This window comes from Flavobacterium cyclinae (assembly GCF_021172145.1).
GTDB lineage: Bacteria > Bacteroidota > Bacteroidia > Flavobacteriales > Flavobacteriaceae > Flavobacterium > Flavobacterium cyclinae.
Genome location: NZ_CP089095.1, coordinates 1,185,979 through 1,207,016 on the forward strand (window position 1 = coordinate 1,185,979; position 21,038 = coordinate 1,207,016).

Consider the following 21,038-nt stretch of genomic DNA (forward strand, 5'->3'; position numbering starts at 1 on the left):
TTAGACAACTTTTCCTTTTATTCTTTAATTACTTTAATCGTTTTTTGTTGGGAATCATTTTCAAGTACAACCAAATAAATACCACTTTCTAAATTTGAAAAATCCAATGTATTGGTACTAGATTTTTCAAAAGATTTTGTATCGATTAATTGACCTAAAACGCTATAAACACTTGCTTTTGTTAATTGAATATGGTTCAAATATAAAATATCTTTAACTGGATTTGGATAATAAACAAATGTCTCAAAACTAGTATCATCAGCACTTAAAGTAGTGGTAATATTAAATTGATAAGGTGTTTGATAATTAGTATTTGTAGGACTAGTACTTGTAAGTTTTAAAAAGTAGTCTCCAGGTGTTAGGGTTCTTGTAAAACTTAATGTATTGCCACTATTATTTTGATTGGCACCTATAGCTGTTCCGGTAGCGTCTAAAATACTTCCGTTCATGGTAGAGGTTACAATGCTACTTACATCAACCGTAGCTTCAACTACATCAGAAACAGTAAATTTAAAATAATCATTATCAGCCCCTGTGGGATTTTGAACCGTAGTATAACCGATATAGTTTTTATTAGTCTCAATTACGTATGCTAATTCTTTGTAATTAGGTTCGTCTAACCCTTGCATCATTTGATACGGATATCCTGGTAATTCGGTATGATTTTCAATAATGTCATAACCAGAATTAAAATAGAATAACTTAGCTGGATAAGTTAATCCGGTTAAATAAGTATTCATGTTGGAAGATGGTTCAGGAACCACACCATCAGTAGTAATATTACTTCCAAAAGCATTCGTAATTCTACCGATTACACATGAAAAGTCGATGAAATGATCAATTGATTTTTGGTTCAATCCTTGAATGTTTTCTCCTACAATACCATTACAATTGATATCAGAATTGTAAAAGTCAGGTGTATACGAGTTGTCATTCATACTTGAACTATTTTGTACTTCTAAACCTCCAAATAAGTAATGCCCAGGTTCACCGCTATAATAATAAGTGGTTTTTAAGTCTCTAATGGCTTCAGAACTTACATCGGTACCTGTCATAAAAGCTAATACGTTATCACTTGCATTACTACCACCATGAGGCGTACCTAATGTCAATAATTTCGCTACATGATGTTGGTTATCTGCTTGCCAATTCTCGCTGTTTTGAATGTATTCTCTTGATGCTAATCCGCCCATGCTGTGTCCCACTAATATAACTTTATCTTTTCCAGTTACTTCCATAACTCTTTGAACCGCAACTTTAACAGCAGCACCTTGTTTGGCAATTGCAGATTGATTACTTAATACCGTTGTACCAACAGCTCCATTTGGATTTACATTGAAATTCACATAAAAATAATCACCATCTTGAACTAGTGATTCAAAAGCAGCAATATCAGCCCCAGCAGTTGGGTAGAAATTTTTATTTGTAGTAGTATTATTATTGTCAGCATTTAGACAAAAATCGAATCGGCCACCAAACGTAAATCCGTATTGTGTATCATAATAATCGGTGGAAGTGTTCCAAGTTTCAGAACTAGAATTCAAACCATGAATAAAAATAATAGGGTAGGGAAGTTTGCTTACAAACGTTCTATTCGTAGTATTTTGAACAGGAGTTTTTAATGGAAAAATACTATCGTTACGAAATTCAAAATATTCGAAATCTGTTGGTCTAGGTTTAAATTGAATTTGGGAAAAACCTAAGGTAGAAATGAATAATATCGAAATGGATATAAAAGAAGTAATTTTATTCATGCACATAATTTTATAGGGATTAATTGTGCAATATATAAAATATGTGTTAAATTTTCTAAAATTATTTAATTCTAGTGAAAAAAAGTGGTTAAAAATAATAAAGCTCTTAAATAGAGCTTTATTAATTATTTGTCAATCGAACCTAAAACGCGCTTCATAAAATCATTTAAAGCGGTTTTTTTGTCCTTTCCGTCTTTAATCATTTGATTTACTTCTAAAGCTCCGTACATATTGGAAATAAGTTCGGCAATAACATCTAATTCTTCATCCTTTAAAGAAGAAACTTCACAAAGATTTTCTAAAACTTCAATAGTTTCTACTAAATAATCTTGGTCGTTGTCTTCAATAAATTGGGTTAACTGTTTTATAATAGGTAATTTCATAGTATTAGATTTTAGATTTTCAGATATTAAATTTTCAGACATCCGAATATCTAATATCCGAAAATCAAATTATCTTTACAGTACTTCATTAACCAATTCAGCTAAAACTTCAGCTTTGTTAGTTTGGGTTTGATTTACCAAAACACCATTTTTAAAAGTAGCAAATGTAGGTAAATTGTCAACTTTTGCTAATTTTCTAGATTCTGGAAACTTTTCTGCATCCACCATCACGAAAGGAATTGCTTCATATTGAGAGGCAATCATTTTGAATTTTGGTTTCATAATACGGCAATTTCCACACCATGATGCCGAATATTGTACTACAACTGTTTCGTTTGAATTTACAATTTCAGCTAAATTATCTTGTTCTATTTCTGTAAACATTTTTTTTTATTTTCAATTAGACAATATGTCAATGTGCCAATTATTGTCTAATCGACACATTGATAATTGACATATTATTTTAGTGTGAAGCTAAATAAGCAGCAGTAGAGTTTCTATCTGCACTCATAGCGTCTTTTCCTTCTTCCCAGTTAGCTGGACAAACTTCACCTTTAGTTTGAACGTGTGTATAAGCATCAATTAATCTTAAGTACTCGTTTACGTTTCTTCCTAATGGCATATCATTAACGCTTTCGTGGAATACTTTTCCATCTTCGTCAATTAAATAAGTAGCTCTGAAAGTTACATTTGATCCTTCTAAGATTTCATCATTTAAATCTTCGTTGTAAACCCATTCAGCATCTAAAATATCTAAAGCAGCAGCTAAATTTCTTGTAGTATCAGCTAATAAAGGATAAGTTACACCTTCAATTCCACCATTGTTTTTTGCTGTGTTTAGCCAAGCAAAGTGAACTTCGTTTGTATCACAAGATGCACCAATTACCATAGTGTTTCTTTTTTCAAACTCACCTAAAGCTGCTTGAAAAGCATGTAATTCTGTAGGACATACAAAAGTGAAATCTTTTGGGTACCAAAATAAAACTACTTTTTTCTTGTTGTTTACCGCTTCTTCTAAAACGTTGATTCTTAAATTATCTCCCATAAAAGAGATAGCGTCTACTGTAATGTTTGGGAATTTTTTTCCTACTAATGCCATTTTATTTCTATTTAAATTATTAATTAAATTTCTAGTGCAAAAATACAAATAAAAAAACCACAACTATAGTTAAGTCATGGTTAAATTTTATTTTAATATAGATTTTGATTATAGTGTTTTATTCTTTTATATGTGAAACTAATTGTCTTATTTTAATATTAAATGCAGCAAAGATTAATGTCATTATGGGACTGATGATATTAAAAAATGCATAAGGTAAATAATCTAATGTATCAACGTTTAGAGTCCCAGATTGATAAGCTCCACAAGTATTCCAAGGAATTAAAACCGAAGTAACAGTTCCTGAATCTTCTAATGTTCTACTCAAATTTTCAGGTGCTAACCCTTTATCTTTATAGGCCTTTGCAAACATTTTTCCAGGAACTACAATTGCTAAATATTGATCTGAAGCCGTAATATTTAATGCCAAACAACTACCTACAGTTGAAGCAAATAATCCAAAAGTTGAATGTGCTAACTTTAATAAAGCTTTACTTATTCTTGATAAAGCCCCAATGGCATCCATTACCCCGCCAAAAACCATAGCACAAAGAATTAACCAAATGGTTCCAAGCATACCACTCATTCCTTTAGCCTTAAATAATTTTACTAAATTTTCATTTTCAGTTGGAATAATAGTTTCTGTAGTAATAGCGTTCATAATTCCCTTATAGGCCGACTTAAATGTTAAGGTGTCAACATGCATAAGTTCTTTTATCAATTGGGGTTGAAAAATCAAAGCAAATAATCCGCCTAATAATACTCCAATAAATAAAGCTATTAATGGTTCTGTTTTTTTGAATATTAACCCAATTACAATTACAGGAACTAGGAATAGCCAACCTGTAATGTGAAAGGATTTTTCGATATCAATCAACATTTGAGACGTGTCTGCATTTCCATGAATATCAATTGTTAAACCTAAAAAAATGAATAATAGCAATGAAATGGTAAAGGTTGGAATAGTGGTTAAGGTCATGTATCTTATGTGAGTAAACAAATCAGTTCCAGCCATAGCAGGTGCTAAATTTGTTGTGTCAGACATAGGTGATAATTTATCTCCAAAATACGCTCCAGAAATAACAGCTCCAGCTACCATCCCAACAGGGAAGCCAATTGCACCTCCAATACCTACTAAAGCAATACCAACAGTTGCTGATGTAGTCCAAGAGCTACCTGTTGCAATAGAAATTATGGAACAAATTACCATAGTAGCAGGTAAAAATATCGCCGGACTTAATATTTGTAAGCCATAGTAAATCATGGAAGGAATAATACCGCTTAATAACCAGGTTCCAGCTAAAGCACCTACCATTAATAGTATTAGAATAGCACCCGCAGTAGATTTAATATTGCTAGCAACTTCATCAATCATAGTTTGAAAGGAAACTTTATTAAAAAGTCCTACAATCACAGCAACACCAGCTCCTAACAATAATACAAATTGATTACTACCAGCCAGAGGATCGTCATCTTCTCCATTATAAGCTATCAATACATTATAAGCGAGCATTCCAATAAGAGCAATTACAGGGATTAATGCTTCCCAAATATTTAATTCCTTATTCTTAATGATTTTTGTATCCATTTTATTTGTTTGAGCATGCAATATAGAAAAATGCTTTTTATTTTGAAAACTTCATTATAAAAAGAAATCCGTTGAAAACTCAACGGATTTATAATGAAAGATTTAAACTCTTTTTATTTTAAATGAATATTGAAGTAATCTGCAATTTTTGCATACATGTGAATTCGATCTCTTCCACCTACGTTATGTTCGTGATTTGGATACAAGAAGTAATCTACTTGTTTTCCTGCTTTTATACAAGCTTCAACAAAGTTCATACTATGTTGTTGCACCACTACGGGGTCTTGTGCTCCGTGAATAATTAATAAACGACCTTTTAAATCTTTAGCTTTGTTTAATAAAGATGTTTTTTCATACCCTTCTGGATTTTCTTGTGGTGTATCCATATAACGTTCTCCGTACATGATTTCGTAGTATTTCCAATCGATAACTGGTCCGCCAGCAACACCCACTTTAAATACATCAGAATGATTTGTCATTAATGAAGTGGTCATGAAACCTCCAAAACTCCAACCAAAAACTCCAATTTTATCAACATCAACAAATGATTTAGATTTTAAGAATTCGATACCTTTCATTTGATCGGCCATTTCGTTTACCCCTAAATTTCTATGATTTACATCGCAAAATTTCTTTCCACGAGAATCACTTCCTCTGTTGTCTAATGTAAATACCACATATCCTTGTTGTGCCATGTAAATATCGAAAAATCCAGCACCACCTAACCAACGATTATTTACAAGTTGGGCATGAGAACCTCCGTAAACATAAACCATAACAGGATATTTCTTTGTAGCATCAAAGTTCCCTGGATAAATTAATCTACCGTTTAATGGAGTGGTTCCATCAGCAGAAGTTAAGGTTACAAATTCAATTTTAGGTAAATCAATTTTTCCTGTGAAAGGATTTTCGGCTTTTACCAAAGAAGTATTCGCCCTTTTATTTTTGATGTTTAAAATCGAAATTTCGTTTGGAGTGCTTAAGTTGCTGTATTGGTCTAAAACCATCGTTCCGTCTGAAGAAACAGAAGCATTGTGCGTTCCAGAAACAGTTGTTAATTGAACTGTTTTCCCCGATTTTAAATCTACTTGAAACAATTGACGATCTAAGCCATTATTACAAGTTCCGATGTAGTTTATTTTGGTATTAGTTGCATCAAATCCCAATATTTCTTTAACCACTACATCTTTATATCCTAATTTTTTCAATAATTTCCCATCGGTATTGTACAAATACATTTGGTTGAAACCATAGAAATCCGTTTGATAAATAAATTGTGATGGATTATTAGGTACAAAAGTTAATGCGTGTTGCGGTTCTACCCAAGTACTTGCTTTTTCTTCAAATAATGTTTTTACAAAAGCGCCAGTTGCCACATCATATTTATTGAATTTTAAATGATTTTGTTCGCGATTTAAAATGCCAATAAAAATGTGTTTTCCTGATGGTTCCCAAGACACCATAGTTAAATATTGGTCTTTTGGTTCCCCTGTTTGAATCGTTACTTTTTTACCCGAAGCTACATCGTAAATTACCAAAGTAACATTCTCGCTTGTCATTCCAGCCATTGGATATTTGATGTCTTTGTTGGTTGCTTCACGTTCGTTCCAATTGGTAATCGGATAATTAGCAACCATAGTTTCATCTTTACGATAGTAAGCCAATTGCGTTCCTTTTTCGTTCCACCACATGCCGCTGTTGATGCCAAATTCTTGACGGTGCACGTTTTCTGAACCATTAACGATTGCTTTGTTTTCGTCATTGGTAACTTCAATAACTTGTCCCGTTGGAGTTGTAATTCGGATATTGTTTTCTTGTAACCAAGCGACATTATTGTTAGAAGCAAATTTTGCTTGAGCACCTTCAATATTATAACTAATCACAGATACAATTTGTTTTGAAACTACATCATAAGTTAATTTGTAATTGTTTTTCTTGCCTGTAACTTCAGTTTCAAACGTATTTGCAGTTTTCCAAGTGATGGCAAATGGAAACATTCTAAGAGAAAATTCATCATTAGAAATTTTCGATTTTAAAGCAGCTTCAAATTCCGCTTTTGTGGCTAAAGTGGAAGCTGTCCAACCGTTTGCAGCGCTTTTTTCAACTAATGAAGAAAAGTCAGTACTTAAATAGGTGATGGATTTCGAATCTTTACGCCATTGTTGGGCAGTTTGTGTTGTTGGAGCATATTTTCTTGGTCCTAAAACAGTTTCTTCAATGGTTAAATTTTGCGCAACGGCAAAGCTTCCAACCAACAGAAAACTTAAAATATATTTTTTCATTACTAGTAAATTAATTGAGTATTAGAGTTCAAAGTTACGTTTTTGTTACAAAAAAATCCGATTCATTGCTAAATCGGATTCTAATGAAATTATTTTGATGGAATTATAAAACACCTAATTCAACCATACATTGTCTCATCATTTGATAGGTTCTTTCTATATCGTTATCCAAACCAATTGAAAAACGAATTAACCCATCGGTTAAGCCCATTTCTGCTTGTTCTTCTAATGGAATTTCAGATGAAGTTGAAGTCCCAGGTGCACTGAATAACGTTTTGTAGAATCCTAAACTTACCGCTAAGTAGCCTAAGTTTCTTTCTTGCATTAATTCCATCAACGCATTGGCTTTATCTAAACTTCCAACATCAATCGTCATCATTCCACCAAAACCGTACTCTTGATTAATCATGGTTTTGTAAATTTCATGACTTGGGTGACTTGCTAAACCTGGGTAAACCGTTTTAATTCCGTCAGCTTCAAATTTATTAGCCAAATACATTGCGTTGTGGCTGTGTTGTTTCATTCTGATGTGTAATGTTCTTAAGTTTTTCATTACAGAAGCCGAACGCAAACTGTCCATTGTTGGACCTAAAAGCATACTTGCTCCGTCGTTTACATTTTTCAAGCTGTTAATGAATTCTTGAGAAGCACAAACCACACCACCAACTGTATCGCTACTTCCATTGATGTATTTTGTTAACGAGTGAATCACGATATCAGCTCCTAATTTCGCTGGAGCAACAGATAAAGGTGAAAACGTATTATCCACTACTAATTTGATATTGTGTTTTTTTGCGATTTTTGCTAATGAAGCAATATCAGCAACTTCTAATAAAGGATTACTAACAGTTTCGCAATAAATAACTTTTGTATTTGGAGTAATAGCTGCTTCAACTACGTCTAATTTGGTGATGTCAACAAAAGTAGTTTTGATACCCATTCTTGGAACGAAATTTTTCAAGAAAGCATACGTTCCTCCGTAAATAGTTCTACTTGAAACGATATGATCTCCGTTTCCACACAATTGTAAAAGAGTAGGAGTGATAGCGCCCATTCCAGAAGCAGCTACGTTTGCCGATTCTGTACCTTCCATTGCTGCCAAAGCTTTGTCAAGGTATAAATTACTTGGTGATGAATGACGAGAGTATAAGTAACAACCTTCAGCATTCCCTTCAAAGGTGTCAAACATGGTTTTTGCTGAAAGAAAGGTATACGTTGAACTGTCTGATATCGATGGGTTTACTCCACCAAATTCTCCAAAATATTGTAAGTCTTGGATGCGATCCGCAGGATTGAATTTTTCCATAAATTTTTAGTTTGGTTGTTTATTTGAAATCAAAATTAGGAATATGTAATATTTTTTTCAATACTAGTAAATAAAAATAGAAATTTATTCTATTTTATATTAAAGTTGTAGTTTTTATTTCTGTTATTTGTGTGAAATAGTTACATTTGCCGACAACAAAAAACTAACAACACAACAACTAATGGACGCAATCGACAAAAAACTTTTAGGTTTTCTACAAGAAGACACTAAAAAGACAACTAAGGAACTTTCCTTATTACTCAATCTCTCCGTTACTGCAGTTTACGAACGAATAAAAAAATTAGAAAGAGAAGGAGTGATTACCAAATATGTAGCACTTTTAGACCGAGTTAAATTAGACAAATCTTTTGTGGTTTTTTGCCACATTAAGTTAAACCAACACACTAAAGACTATATTACGACATTTGAAAACGAAGTGGTAAAATTAACCGAAGTTTCGGAATGTTATCACGTAAGTGGCGATTATGACTATATCTTAAAAGTAAATGTTAGAGATATGGAAGAATATCGTGAGTTTATGGTTACAAAGCTTACAGGGTTACAGCATATTGGAAGCACGCATAGTTCTTTTATGATTGGAGAGGTAAAATTTACCACTGCTTTTACTTTAAATTAAGCTATAATAATTTACCAAAAAAGTAACAAAGAATTAATTCAAAAAGCGTTACTTTTGTATCCGAATTTAAGTCAAACAACAAACTTTATATACAATCATGAGTCAATTTGATGTAACCGTTATTGGTTCTGGCCCTGGAGGATATGTTGCGGCTATCCGTTGTGCCCAATTAGGTTTTAAAACAGCTATTATTGAAAAATATTCAACTCTTGGAGGAACGTGTTTAAATGTAGGATGTATTCCATCGAAAGCATTATTAGCATCTTCTCATCATTATGAAGAGTTACAACACTTTGCAGACCACGGAATTGAAGTTTCAGGTGATGTTAAAGTGAATTTAGAAAAAATGATTGCTCGTAAACAAGCAGTTGTAGATCAAACTTCGGGTGGTGTAAAATTCTTAATGGATAAAAACAATATTACCGTTTTTAATGGAGTTGGTTCGTTTGAAAGCGCTACTTCTGTAAAAGTAACGAAAGCTGATGGTTCTTCAGAAATTATCGAATCTAAAAATATTATTATTGCTACAGGTTCTAAACCATCAAGTTTACCATTTATCAAATTAGATAAAGAAAGAATCATCACTTCTACTGAAGCTTTGAAACTGAAAGAAGTTCCAAAACACTTAGTAATTATTGGTGGTGGTGTTATCGGTATCGAATTAGGTCAAGTATATTTACGTTTAGGAGCGCAAGTTTCTGTAGTTGAATTCATGGACAGAATCATCCCAGGAATGGATGGGGCGCTGTCAAAAGAATTGACTAAAGTATTGAAAAAACAAGGAATGAAATTCTACACGTCTCACAAAGTGCAATCAGTAGAAAGAGCTGGAGATGTTGTAACGGTAAAAGCAGAAAATGCTAAAGGCGAAATCATCACATTAGAAGGTGATTATTCATTAGTTTCTGTAGGTCGTCGTCCTTATACAGATGGATTAAACGCAGAAAAAGCAGGCGTAAAAGTTACCGAAAGAGGTCAAATCGAAGTAAACGATCATTTACAAACCTCGGCTGCTAACATTTATGCAATTGGTGACGTAGTTCGTGGAGCGATGTTAGCGCACAAAGCGGAAGAAGAAGGAGTTATGGTAGCTGAAATTTTAGCAGGACAAAAACCACATATCGATTATAATTTGATTCCAGGTGTAGTGTACACTTGGCCAGAAGTTGCCGCTGTTGGTAAAACAGAAGAGCAATTAAAAGCAGAAGGTGTAGCTTATAAAGCAGGAAGTTTCCCATTCAAAGCATTAGGAAGAGCTAGAGCAGGAGGAGACACTGACGGTTTTGTAAAAATCTTAGCTGATGCTAAAACAGACGAAGTTTTAGGAGTTCATATGATTGGAGCAAGATGTGCTGATTTAATTGCAGAAGCAGTAACAGCTATGGAATTTAGAGCAAGCGCAGAAGATATTTCAAGAATGTCTCACGCACACCCAACATTTGCAGAAGCTATCAAAGAAGCAGCATTAGCAGCAACAGATAACAGAGCATTACACGTGTAAATAGAAAAGTTATTATATCAATAATCCCAAATTCAATTGAGTTTGGGATTTTTTTGTTTTTATATTAAGGATGGAAAGGAGTTAAAATTAGCTTTTTTTAGTTGGTTTTTAACATTTTGCGGCGCTTGGCGAGGTTGCGACTTCGGAACCGATTATTTTCTGTTAAAGATTAAATTTCTTGCGAAATACAAACGTGAATTTACCACAAAATTCGCAATCTTGCCAAACGCCTGTTGGCAGTAGTACTTTTTTATTCTATACGTTTTTTTATTTCTTCGTTACCATAATAATCATGAAGAAATACAGGAAATGCACTTAAAACCCCTACGGTTTTATCTAAATTAATATATTTGGTTAATTGATTATCAAAAATGATTATTTGTTCAATAATATCATTTGGAAAGATATATGAATTGTGTACAATTTTATTCATTTTTTTAAGATGAGCTTTGATTAATTCTGACCAATTATCTATATCATAGTTGATAATATGTTTTAAGCTTTCTAAACCTTTCTGTCTAACGATTCTTTTATAATCAATATTTTCTTTACAAGGAACTTTTAATTCTTCAAATGCATCAAAGTCTTCAATATGTTTAAATGCTTCGACCATTGGGTAACTAATATAAAGTTTACCTTTTTCAGTTTCTTCATTAAAGAATTCTAATAATTTTTTTATTTTTTCATCACTGGCATTTGTTGCGTGACCATCATAATCGAAAAACATATAAATTTGTGCAAAATCAGACCTTTTAAAATCCTTTAGTTTTTCTTTATTGATTTCTATTTCCTTAAGTAAGTTAAATGTATCTAAATCTTCATCTTCTGAGATTTCAGAATAAATTTTATAAATAGTCGTACAATATACACAAGTAATTACAGTGTTTTCATTTACAAAGAATTGAGTTAAATTGTCTGTAATTAATTTCTCTAGTTTAGGGCCTTCAAAAATAAATAATACTTTACTCGACATCGAATGAACCTGATTTATACATTTTTTCGATATTATGTGCTTCTCTCAACTCTTTTTGTGTACTTTTTGACAAAGAGCGTATTTGTTTTTTTGTCATTTCAAAGTAACAATCTGGCCTTAAAAGATCATTAGTCATTATTGAAGTATTGTGGGTTGTAAGAATAAATTGTACACCTGTTTCTTTTAATTTTTCAACTATCAAAGCAGATAAAGAATGATGATAAAATGCATCAAATTCGTCTATAAAAACAAATGAAACCGTTCCGTTTTCTTTTATACTTTGATACCAAAAGTAAAATAAAGCAAGTGCAATCGTTCCTGTTGATGCCGCTTCGGCGAAAGGAAGTTGTTTTCCATTGAAATTAAAAACAATTGAATTTTTGCCTAATTCTTCAATAATAGATAATTGACATTTAATTCCAGCAGAATTTAAAAATAATTCAAAATCTTCAACATTTTTCTTTTTAATGATGTCTTCAAAAATATATTTTCCTCCAATATCGAAACCAAGAAACATTCTGTCATTCAATGAACGGAAATACAACATCTGCTCAATAAAATAAAAAAATGTAGTAAACGTATTATTTATATCATTGTGCTCAAGGTCAGTATTGTTTTTAATATACTTAAGAATTGATAACTCAGAATTCTCTAATTCTGTTTTTAAAGTTTCAGCGCCTTTTAATTTTATTAAAGCACTTGATTTATTCATTCTGTCAAATAAGACAAGTTCTTCATCATCTATAGTGAAACGTTCAAAAGATATAGTTTTGTAGTCAGTTTTCTTATATTCGTATTTAACAATTTTTGAATTTATTAAAAATTCATAATAGAAAGTTGCTACATTAGATTTACAATAAGCGTTTAAATAATTTTTATAAACAGACTCATTTCTTTGTTTGTCAGTTAAATGCTCAATGATATCAAAAATTGCAAGAGCTAAATTTGATTTACCAGCACCGTTATGACCGTAAATAATGGCATTGTTGACTATTCCATTTTTGATAGAACTTTTATTAAATTCATAACCATTAACATTTGTCAAATCTATTTCAAAATCTTTTTCAAAACTTTTAAAGTTTGAAACTTTAAATTTTCTAAGCATTTCTATAACATTTTTGCCAAAGATAATGAAAAAAGTAATGCCGTAAAAAAATTACGGTAGTTTTTTAGTATTACTGCCAACTTGCTTATACGTATGACAAAATTTACTTAGCAACCCAATTTTGGGTATATATGTTAGATAAAATTCAGTTAAATAATTTTAAATGTTACGGCTTTACAATTTCTTTAAAACCATCCCAATTAGCATAAATTAAAAACACATTAGCAAATAAGATGGCTGCTGCCATTGGAATATCACTACCTGTTACCACTACATGAATTAGAAAAATATTGATGCTTATGGGTAACAAAATGATAGTTCCTAGTCGTACAAATTTACCGCTTACTAACATTAATCCTGCTACTAATTCAATAGCTTTTGCTACAGGAAAAATGTATTTTGAAGCCATAAATCCAGCCATTAAAGTAGCCAAATCTCCAGTTGGTTCAGGTTGTTCTCCCATAAGGTTGAAAAAATAAGAAATAGAAGCAAAAAGCATCATAGCTCCTAAAAGTACACGAACAATAATAGTTGCAATTTTCATAATTGAAGTAGTTTTTTGGTTAGTTATTTCAAAGATAGTAAATTATGTATATAAAAAACCACCAGTTTCCCGATGGTTTATTTCTTACTTTTTCAAAAACTTCTTATATCCCAAAAATCCTAAAAGCCCAATCAAAGCAAATGGCCAAAGCACTACAACAAATGCTATAATGTGTTCTAACATAAACCAACCCGTTTTTACACTGTCCCAAATTTGTAAGCCAATATTTGGTCGGTAAGCGTTGATGCTTTTTTCATTAGCTACCATTTCTTGTTTGATGCTTTCGTCTTGGTAAATGTTTAAAGTCAATGTACTAAAATTCACTTGATCTTGAAGTGATAAATTCTGCATTTTTGAAGCGTCATTTTGTTCTTTTTTAGCATCTAACGTTTCTTCTGCTTTTACCACTTGATTGAGTTTCTTTCCCTTCGAATCAATAGCATTTTCCAATCGTTTTTCTGAAGAATTACTTCTTTTTTGCGCTAATTCATTAGATAACATTTGTAACGAAACATCATCCGCTTTAATGATGCGATAATCCAAAAAATGAATTTGTTTCGCAATGGTTTTAATCACCGTATCCATTTTGGTATTCGGAACACGAATCGTAATGTTGTTATCTACTTTGTATTTTGTAGTCACTAAAGTACTATCCTGACTCACTTTGGTTTTATCTACACTGTAAATGTTACTTTCTAATTTTGTAAAAGTTACAAATCCACCAAATTTCGTAGTTGCATCTTCAATCGCATAAGTCGATTTGACGACATTCTTGACTTTGAATTTTACATCGGCTGTTCGAACAAATTTCCGATTGCTGTTTTTGTTTTCAACGGCGGCAGAAGAAGACATTGCATTTATACTATCAATAGCAACTTCTTCCATATAGGTTGCGTTTTCTTTTGAAGCCGATTCTTTACAAGATAAGACTAAGCCAAATGCAAGCAAAGTCAAAACGATTTTGGTGTTTTTGTTCATAAAAATTCATTTTTAAAGTTATTGATTAATTGTTTTTAATACGTGTAGTTTTAGCATCAATAGAAATGAATTTAAATGTTTAGTTAATCATCCAAGAATAAAAACCGTGCCAAATTTTAACAATCGCATTCATTTTTAGTAACTATTTTTTTATTGTACTTTTACGAAGTAAATTTTCCAATTTGAGAACAGTAATTACAAAAGATATTTCCCAGTTTTCCGACTTTAAAAACCAACTTTTGCATTGGGCCAACCAACACAGAGAAGTTGTGTTTTTAGATTCGAATGACTATCATCAAAAGTATTCGAGTTACGATGCTGTTTTGGCGGTGGATGCTTTCACTTCGATTAAAACCGATTACGATAATGCGTTTCAAGATTTGTATCAATACCAAAGTCAGGCTAAGGATTGGTTGTTTGGGTATTTGTCTTACGATTTAAAAAACGATACCGAAGATTTACAATCCAATAATTTCGATGGATTAAATTTTCCTGATTTGTTTTTCTTTCAACCTAAAAAGTTGTTTTTGATTAAAGAAAATCAGGTTGAAATTCAATATTTACGAATGTGTGATGACGAAATAGAATTAGATTTTGAAGAAATCTTATCTATCGTACCCATTATCCATTACCCATCACCGATTTCCATAAAGCAACGCATCCCAAAAGAAAACTACCTTTCCAAAGTTGCTAAAATGCTCGAACACATTCATCGTGGCGACATTTATGAAGCTAATTTTTGCATGGAATTCTATGCCGAAAATGCTAAAATTGAGCCTTTGGAAATTTATCAAAAGTTGAATGCTATTTCTGAACCGCCATTTGCGGTGTATTTTAAAAATAATTTTCAGTATTTACTTTCCGCTTCACCTGAGCGTTATTTAAGAAAAGAAGGTTTAAAAGTAATTTCCCAACCTATAAAAGGAACCGCAAGAAGAAGCTTCGATGTAGAGCAAGACGAACAATTAAAATCTGATTTAGCTCAAAACGAAAAAGAGCGTTCCGAAAATATCATGATTGTCGATTTAGTTCGCAACGATTTATCGCACACCGCTACAAAAGGAAGCGTTCAAGTGGAAGAATTGTGTCAGATTTACACGTTTAAGCAAGTCCACCAAATGATTTCCACGATAGTTTCCGAAGTAGAAAATACCACTTCTCCCATCGAAATTCTGAGAACTACTTTTCCAATGGGAAGTATGACGGGAGCACCAAAGATTTCAGCCATGCAAATCATTGAAGCATTAGAAGAAACCAAACGCGGATTATACAGCGGAGCAGTAGGTTATTTCACTCCAAATGGCGATTTCGATTTTAATGTGGTCATTCGAAGTATTTTATATAATGCACAAAATCAATATTTATCTTTTTCTGTTGGAAGTGCTATAACTTCTCAAGCCATTCCGGAAATGGAGTATGAAGAATGTTTGTTGAAAGCAAAAGCGATGTTTGAGGTTTTAAGCTAGGGAAAAGTAATAAGGGATTAGGGAAAAGTAAAAGCAATAAATATGAAAAGTTATAGAGATTTAATTGTTTGGCAAAAATCGTTGAGTTGGGTTACATTGGTTTATTCTCTAACATCAAAAATTCCTGAAAGTGAAAAGTTTGGATTAATTTCACAAATTAGAAGAAGTTCAGTCGCTATTCCTTCAAATATAGCTGAAGGTTATGGAAGAAATTACAAAAAAGATTATTCAAGATTTTTACAAATTGCGAGAGGTTCTTTATTTGAATGTCAAACCCAAATAGAAATTGCAATTAATCTGAATTATATTTCCAAAGAAGATTGTAAAGAAATCAATGAATTGTCTATTGAAATTGAAAAAATGCTAAATTCGCTAATAAATAAATTGTCTGAAAACTAATCCCTTTTCCCTTTTTACTAATTACTTTTGTTTATGCTTACAAAATTCCAAAACCATATCGAACAAAGTTTTCCCCAACTGAAAGACAAGAAATTGCTCTTAGCAGTTAGTGGAGGTGTTGATAGTATGGTTTTGATGCATTTATTTCAGCAATTGCATTATGATATTGCCATAGCGCATTGTAATTTTCAACTTCGTGGACTAGAGAGTGATGGAGATGAACTTTTTGTACAAGTAAAAAGTGAAAAGTTACAAGTAAAAAGTTACTGCATTAGATTTGATACTGAAAGTTATTCTAAAGAAAATAAACTTTCCATTCAATTAGCGGCTCGAAAGTTACGCTATAATTGGTTTCAAGAGCTTTTATCGGAAAACCAATTGGATTATTTGGTTACCGCGCATCATTTGGATGACAATGTCGAAACGTTTTTAATCAATTTTATTAGAGGAACTGGTTTAGATGGGTTAACGGGAATTCCACCTCAAAATGAAAACATTATTCGTCCGTTGTTGCCGTTTTCAAGAAAAGAAATTGAAAATTATGCATTAGATAATAAAATTCAATGGCGAGAAGATTCTAGTAACGCTTCAGACAAGTATTTCCGAAATAAACTGCGTCACGATATTGTTCCCGTTTTTAAAGAATTGAATATCGGATTTTTAGATTCGTTTCAAAATACCTTACATCATTTACAACAAGCAGGAAGTTTAGTTAATGATGCTTCTAAATTGGTTTATGAAAAAGTTGTAGAGCAGAAAGAAAATCATGTAGAAATCCATTTAAAAGCATTACTTCAGTTCAAAAACTACAAAGCCTATTTGTTCCAATGGTTGAAAACATACGGATTTTCGGCTTGGAATGATATTTATGATTTGGTTGACGCACAATCCGGAAAGCAAGTTTTTTCTGAAACGCATATTTTACTGAAAGATCGAGAAAAGCTAGTTCTTTCCGAAAGGAAAACAACAACAAAAGATGCCGTTTTTTTTATCGAATCTATTGATAGTAAAGTTAATATTCCCTTAAAACTTGTTTTTTCACGGTTTTCAGGGGGTGAATATGTAAATTCAAATTGTATATTTGTGGACAAGGATAAATTGAAATTTCCGTTAATCATCAGAAAATGGAAAGAAGGAGATTATTTTTATCCATCAGTAATGACAGGAAAGAAAAAGTTAAGTAAATATTTTAAAGACGAAAAATATTCGCTTATTGATAAAGAAAATCAATGGTTGTTATGTTCAGAAGACCAAATTATTTGGGTAATTGGAAAACGAGCAGATAACCGATTTATAACGAATAAAACAACACAAAACCCTATTAAAATAGAATTAGAAGAATGAAAAAATATTTTGCCCTAATTGCCTTTTTATTTTCAATTTTACTATCAAATGCTCAAATTGTTGACCCAGTAAAATGGTCGGCAAAAGTAGTTAAAGTTTCAGATATTGAATTTGATTTAGTAACAACAGCAAAAGTAGATGCTGGATGGCATCTGTACTCTCAATTTACTCCAGATGGTGGTGCTATGCCTTTGGTTTTTGAATATAAAAATCAAAAAAACAATTATCAATTAGTGGGTAAAACAAAAGAATCGCCATATAAGAAAGAGTTTAACGAAGTTTTTGAAATAGACGAGTACTTTTTTATAGATCAAGCAACTTTTACACAAAGAATAAAAGTTACGAATACTTCCTTTAAATCAATTGAAGTTTTTGCTTCTGGACAAGCTTGTATTGAAGGGAAATGTGTGCCTACAGAAAGTAAATTGATTTTTAAACTACCTGAAATTAAAGTTTCTGAAGATAGTAAAGAAGAAGTAAAAGCAGCAGTTGTTTCATTAACAGACACAACGGCTTCTAACGATACTGAGACGGTAACCGATGATACATCTTCTAAAGAGGTAAAATCTTCAACTACAAAAGAAGAAAAAGAATCTTCAAAAAACGATAATAAAGAGTCAAAAAGTTTATGGACAATCTTTTTATTGTCATTTTTAGGAGGTTTTGCTGCAATTTTAATGCCTTGTATTTTTCCAATGATTCCAATGACGGTTTCTTTTTTTACAAAGCAAAGCAAAACTAAAGCGGAAGGAATTAGAAATGCAATTGTGTATGGCGTTTCAATTATTATAATTTATGTATTATTAGGTTCTTTAATCACTGGAATTTTCGGTGCTGAAGCCTTAAATGAACTTTCAACTAGTGTTACTTTTAATGTAATTTTCTTTGCATTACTTGTTGTTTTTGCCATGTCATTCCTTGGAGCTTTTGAAATTGTATTACCAAGTTCTTGGGCTACAAAATTAGATTCACAAGCCGATAAAGGCGGAGTAGTGGGTATTATTTTTATGGCATTAGCTTTAGCAGTTGTTTCCTTTTCTTGTACAGGACCAATCGTTGGTACATTGTTAGTAGAATCCGCTTCAAAAGGTGGAATTGCACCAATTGTAGGTATGTTTGGTTTTTCTTTAGCTATTGCTTTACCATTTATGCTTTTTGCGATGTTTCCTGGTTGGTTGAATTCTATGCCAAAATCAGGCGGTTGGTTGAATACGGTAAAAGTTTCTTTAGGATTTTTAGAATTAGCCTTTGCCTTTAAGTTTTTATCTAATGCCGATTTAGTGCTACAAAAACATTGGTTAGAAAGAGAATTGTTTATAGCAATTTGGATTGCCATTTTTGGAGCTTGGGCATTGTATTTATTTGGAAAATATATGTTACCTCATGATTACGAACGTGCGGATAAAATAGGAGTAGGAAGATTAATTATGGCCATTATAGTAACCACATTTACTTTTTACATGATTCCAGGTTTATGGGGAGCACCTTTAAAAATATTAAGTGGTTTAACTCCACCTATAAATTATGCTGAAAGTTCAAACGGCTTTGGTTCTGGAGGTAGTTCTCATGTAGATTTACCGGAACATGCTCACAAAGGACCACACGGAATTATTGCATTTGAAGATTACGAAATTGGTTTAGCCTATGCTCAAAAAGTAAACAAGCCTATTTTATTAGACTTTACAGGTGATGCCTGTGCGAACTGTAGAAAAATGGAAGATAATGTTTGGTCAGACAAATCAATTTTACCTATTTTAAAAGAACAAGTTGTGCTAATCTCTTTGTATTGTGATAGAAAAATTGAATTACCAAAAGAGCAACAGTATGTTTCAAAAACTACTGGAAAAGAAGTGATTACAATTGGAAATAAATGGACCGATATGCAAATCACACGTTATGAAAGTAACTCTCAACCTTTATATGTAATATTAAATAACAAAGGGGAGGATGCTTCTAAACCAATTGCGTATACTACTGACATTCAGGAATATAAAAAATGGTTAGAAGACGGAATAAAAGAAGCTACAAAATAAATTAAGTTTGAATATTTTAAACCTGTAAGTTGTTTTCTTACAGGTTTTTTTATTTCAAAAACTTTTCTATATTTGCATCTATATAAGCCATTAAAATAGTATAAGCCATGTTAGTAAAAGTATTCGGAAGCGCCGTATTTGGCGTTGAAGCTACTACCATTACGGTAGAAGTAAACACAGAAAAAGGAATCGGTTATCATTTAGTAGGTCTTCCCGATTCGGCCATAAAAGAGAGCAGTTTTCGAATTGCTGCAGCACTTAAAAACAATTCCTATCAATTTCCTGGCAAAAAAATTATTGTAAATATGGCACCTGCCGATTTACGAAAAGAAGGTTCTGCTTACGATTTAACGATTGCAGTTGGAATTTTAGCCGCTTCATCTCAAATTACCTCTAAAGAAATCGAAAATTATATCATCATGGGCGAATTATCGCTCGATGGTACTTTGCAACCCATTAAAGGAGCATTATCTATTGCCATTAAAGCCAAAGAAGAAGGTTTTAAAGGGATAATGATTCCCATTCAAAACGTTAAAGAAGCGGCAATAGTTGAAAATATTGATGTTTATGGAATTTCTAATGTAACAGAGGTTATTGAGTTTTTTGAAGGAAAAGGAAATTTAGAACCCACAAAAATTGACACAACCGAAGAATTTTCAAAAACCTTAAACTTTCCAGATCACGATTTTGCCGATGTTAAAGGTCAGGAAGGAATTAAACGTTGTATGGAAATTGCTGCTGCTGGTGGACATAATATTATTTTAATTGGTCCGCCAGGTTCTGGAAAAACCATGTTAGCCAAGCGATTACCAAGTATTTTGCCACCTATGACGATGCGAGAAGCTTTGGAAACAACTAAAATTCATTCAGTAGCTGGAAAAACAAAAGACGTGGGTTTGATGGCACAACGTCCGTTTAGAAGTCCGCATCACACTGCGAGTTCGGTTTCTTTAGTTGGTGGCGGAAGTTATCCACAGCCAGGTGAAATTTCCTTGGCTCATAATGGTGTTTTATTCTTAGATGAATTGCCAGAATTCAAACGAGAAGTTTTAGAAGTAATGCGTCAACCTTTAGAAGATAGAGAAGTTACAATTTCAAGAGCAAAGTTTACTATTACCTATCCTTCTTCTTTTATGTTAGTAGCTAGTATGAATCCTAGTCCGGGTGGTTATTTTAATGATCCTAATGCTCCTGTGAGTTCTACTCCTCAAGAAATGCAACGTTATTTGAGTAAAATTTCGGGACCATTATTAGATAGAATTGACATTCATATTGAAGTTACACCCGTTCCTTTTGAAAAATTGACAGAAACTCGAAAAGCAGAGAGTAGCGTGGCTATTAGAGAACGTGTTACGAATGCTAGAGAAATTCAATCACAACGTTTTGAAAATTTTGAACATATTCACTACAATGCCCAAATGAGTAGTAAATTGATTCACGAATTTTGTGTTTTGGATGAGGTTTCGTTGCAATTACTAAAAACAGCTATGGAACGTTTGAATTTATCGGCTAGAGCTTATGATAGAATATTAAAAGTTTCAAGAACCATTGCCGATTTAGATCATTCTGAAAAAATTCAATCTCATCATATTGCTGAGGCAATTCAATACAGAAGTTTAGATAGAGAAGGTTGGTTAGGATAAACC

The 21,038-nt window shown here is 32.3% G+C and carries 18 protein-coding genes; 7 read left to right on the forward strand and 11 right to left on the reverse strand.

Translation table 11 applies throughout. From position 1 onward, the window contains the following. Positions 1 to 17: 17 nt before the first annotated feature. From LOS86_RS05645 to LOS86_RS05675, 7 genes are all read right to left on the reverse strand, one after another. Entirely contained in the window at positions 18 to 1,754 is a 1,737-nt protein-coding gene (locus LOS86_RS05645) for a T9SS type A sorting domain-containing protein (RefSeq protein ID WP_231843646.1), read from the reverse strand. 125 nt (positions 1,755 to 1,879) lie between these two features. After that, entirely contained in the window at positions 1,880 to 2,137 is a 258-nt protein-coding gene (locus LOS86_RS05650; RefSeq protein WP_231843647.1) for a DUF6952 family protein, read from the reverse strand. Positions 2,138 to 2,212: 75 nt separating this feature from the next. Next, positions 2,213 to 2,521: a thioredoxin family protein gene (locus LOS86_RS05655; protein WP_231843648.1), complete on the reverse strand. Its 309-nt coding sequence runs from the start codon at positions 2,519 to 2,521 to the stop codon at positions 2,213 to 2,215. Positions 2,522 to 2,600: 79 nt separating this feature from the next. Further along, entirely contained in the window at positions 2,601 to 3,236 is a 636-nt protein-coding gene (locus tag LOS86_RS05660; RefSeq protein ID WP_231843649.1) for a peroxiredoxin, read from the reverse strand. Between the two features lie 118 nt (positions 3,237 to 3,354). Next, entirely contained in the window at positions 3,355 to 4,824 is a 1,470-nt protein-coding gene (gene nhaC / locus LOS86_RS05665; protein WP_231843650.1) for a Na+/H+ antiporter NhaC, read from the reverse strand. Positions 4,825 to 4,937: 113 nt separating this feature from the next. Continuing rightward, positions 4,938 to 7,106: a S9 family peptidase gene (locus LOS86_RS05670; protein ID WP_231843651.1), complete on the reverse strand. Its 2,169-nt coding sequence runs from the start codon at positions 7,104 to 7,106 to the stop codon at positions 4,938 to 4,940. A gap of 103 nt (positions 7,107 to 7,209) precedes the next feature. Continuing rightward, positions 7,210 to 8,412, reverse strand: a complete 1,203-nt coding sequence (locus LOS86_RS05675) for an aminotransferase class I/II-fold pyridoxal phosphate-dependent enzyme (protein ID WP_231843652.1) — start codon at positions 8,410 to 8,412, stop codon at positions 7,210 to 7,212. A gap of 181 nt (positions 8,413 to 8,593) precedes the next feature. Here LOS86_RS05675 and LOS86_RS05680 point away from each other — a divergent pair, with 181 nt between their 5' ends. Beyond that, positions 8,594 to 9,049 (forward strand): Lrp/AsnC family transcriptional regulator, encoded by a 456-nt coding sequence (locus LOS86_RS05680; protein WP_231843653.1) that lies wholly within the window; start codon positions 8,594 to 8,596, stop codon positions 9,047 to 9,049. Between the two features lie 97 nt (positions 9,050 to 9,146). Further along, positions 9,147 to 10,550: a dihydrolipoyl dehydrogenase gene (gene lpdA / locus LOS86_RS05685; RefSeq protein WP_231843654.1), complete on the forward strand. Its 1,404-nt coding sequence runs from the start codon at positions 9,147 to 9,149 to the stop codon at positions 10,548 to 10,550. Between the two features lie 250 nt (positions 10,551 to 10,800). On the opposite strand, the gene LOS86_RS05690 is transcribed toward lpdA, so the two are convergent. The 4 genes from LOS86_RS05690 to LOS86_RS05705 form a co-directional block, all read right to left on the reverse strand. Beyond that, a complete protein-coding gene (locus tag LOS86_RS05690) occupies positions 10,801 to 11,523 on the reverse strand; it encodes a hypothetical protein (protein ID WP_231843655.1) in 723 nt (240 codons plus the stop codon). Beyond that, the gene (locus tag LOS86_RS05695) at positions 11,513 to 12,628 is read right to left on the reverse strand and encodes an AAA family ATPase (RefSeq protein WP_231843656.1); all 1,116 of its coding nucleotides are present in this window, start codon (positions 12,626 to 12,628) and stop codon (positions 11,513 to 11,515) included. The genes LOS86_RS05690 and LOS86_RS05695 overlap by 11 nt, the downstream gene beginning before the upstream one ends. Before the next feature lie 166 nt (positions 12,629 to 12,794). Continuing rightward, positions 12,795 to 13,172 carry a DoxX family membrane protein gene (locus LOS86_RS05700; protein WP_231843657.1) on the reverse strand — a complete coding sequence of 126 codons (378 nt, stop codon included), beginning with the start codon at positions 13,170 to 13,172 and terminating at the stop codon, positions 12,795 to 12,797. 84 nt (positions 13,173 to 13,256) lie between these two features. Next, on the reverse strand, positions 13,257 to 14,150 hold the full coding sequence (locus tag LOS86_RS05705; RefSeq protein ID WP_231843658.1) for a DUF4349 domain-containing protein: 894 nt from the start codon (positions 14,148 to 14,150) through the stop codon (positions 13,257 to 13,259). A gap of 182 nt (positions 14,151 to 14,332) precedes the next feature. Between LOS86_RS05705 and LOS86_RS05710 the strand changes: the two genes are divergently transcribed. The 5 genes from LOS86_RS05710 to LOS86_RS05730 all read left to right on the forward strand — a co-directional run bounded on the left by LOS86_RS05710 (position 14,333) and on the right by LOS86_RS05730 (position 21,035). Then, positions 14,333 to 15,616 (forward strand): anthranilate synthase component I family protein, encoded by a 1,284-nt coding sequence (locus LOS86_RS05710; RefSeq protein WP_231843659.1) that lies wholly within the window; start codon positions 14,333 to 14,335, stop codon positions 15,614 to 15,616. 42 nt (positions 15,617 to 15,658) lie between these two features. Then, complete coding sequence (locus LOS86_RS05715) at positions 15,659 to 16,015, forward strand: four helix bundle protein (RefSeq protein ID WP_231843660.1); 357 nt, start codon at positions 15,659 to 15,661, stop codon at positions 16,013 to 16,015. A 33-nt stretch (positions 16,016 to 16,048) separates the two neighbouring features. Then, positions 16,049 to 17,359, forward strand: coding sequence for a tRNA lysidine(34) synthetase TilS (tilS, locus tag LOS86_RS05720; RefSeq protein ID WP_231843661.1), 1,311 nt, complete (start codon positions 16,049 to 16,051; stop codon positions 17,357 to 17,359). Further along, a complete protein-coding gene (locus LOS86_RS05725) occupies positions 17,356 to 19,392 on the forward strand; it encodes a protein-disulfide reductase DsbD family protein (RefSeq protein ID WP_231843662.1) in 2,037 nt (678 codons plus the stop codon). The genes tilS and LOS86_RS05725 overlap by 4 nt, the downstream gene beginning before the upstream one ends. 107 nt (positions 19,393 to 19,499) lie before the next feature. Then, entirely contained in the window at positions 19,500 to 21,035 is a 1,536-nt protein-coding gene (locus tag LOS86_RS05730; protein WP_231843663.1) for a YifB family Mg chelatase-like AAA ATPase, read from the forward strand. The last annotated feature ends 3 nt before the right edge of the window (positions 21,036 to 21,038 follow it).

Bases quoted from the DNA above. Each gene is read 5' to 3' on its own strand.
- LOS86_RS05645 (WP_231843646.1), bottom strand. From the start codon at position 1,754: ATGAATAAAATTACTTCTTTTATATCCATTTCGATATTATTCATTTCT.
- LOS86_RS05650 (WP_231843647.1), bottom strand. From the start codon at position 2,137: ATGAAATTACCTATTATAAAACAGTTAACCCAATTTATTGAAGACAAC.
- LOS86_RS05655 (WP_231843648.1), bottom strand. From the start codon at position 2,521: ATGTTTACAGAAATAGAACAAGATAATTTAGCTGAAATTGTAAATTCA.
- LOS86_RS05660 (WP_231843649.1), bottom strand. From the start codon at position 3,236: ATGGCATTAGTAGGAAAAAAATTCCCAAACATTACAGTAGACGCTATC.
- nhaC (WP_231843650.1), bottom strand. From the start codon at position 4,824: ATGGATACAAAAATCATTAAGAATAAGGAATTAAATATTTGGGAAGCA.
- LOS86_RS05670 (WP_231843651.1), bottom strand. From the start codon at position 7,106: ATGAAAAAATATATTTTAAGTTTTCTGTTGGTTGGAAGCTTTGCCGTT.
- LOS86_RS05675 (WP_231843652.1), bottom strand. From the start codon at position 8,412: ATGGAAAAATTCAATCCTGCGGATCGCATCCAAGACTTACAATATTTT.
- LOS86_RS05680 (WP_231843653.1), top strand. From the start codon at position 8,594: ATGGACGCAATCGACAAAAAACTTTTAGGTTTTCTACAAGAAGACACT.
- lpdA (WP_231843654.1), top strand. From the start codon at position 9,147: ATGAGTCAATTTGATGTAACCGTTATTGGTTCTGGCCCTGGAGGATAT.
- LOS86_RS05690 (WP_231843655.1), bottom strand. From the start codon at position 11,523: ATGTCGAGTAAAGTATTATTTATTTTTGAAGGCCCTAAACTAGAGAAA.
- LOS86_RS05695 (WP_231843656.1), bottom strand. From the start codon at position 12,628: ATGCTTAGAAAATTTAAAGTTTCAAACTTTAAAAGTTTTGAAAAAGAT.
- LOS86_RS05700 (WP_231843657.1), bottom strand. From the start codon at position 13,172: ATGAAAATTGCAACTATTATTGTTCGTGTACTTTTAGGAGCTATGATG.
- LOS86_RS05705 (WP_231843658.1), bottom strand. From the start codon at position 14,150: ATGAACAAAAACACCAAAATCGTTTTGACTTTGCTTGCATTTGGCTTA.
- LOS86_RS05715 (WP_231843660.1), top strand. From the start codon at position 15,659: ATGAAAAGTTATAGAGATTTAATTGTTTGGCAAAAATCGTTGAGTTGG.
- tilS (WP_231843661.1), top strand. From the start codon at position 16,049: ATGCTTACAAAATTCCAAAACCATATCGAACAAAGTTTTCCCCAACTG.
- LOS86_RS05725 (WP_231843662.1), top strand. From the start codon at position 17,356: ATGAAAAAATATTTTGCCCTAATTGCCTTTTTATTTTCAATTTTACTA.
- LOS86_RS05730 (WP_231843663.1), top strand. From the start codon at position 19,500: ATGTTAGTAAAAGTATTCGGAAGCGCCGTATTTGGCGTTGAAGCTACT.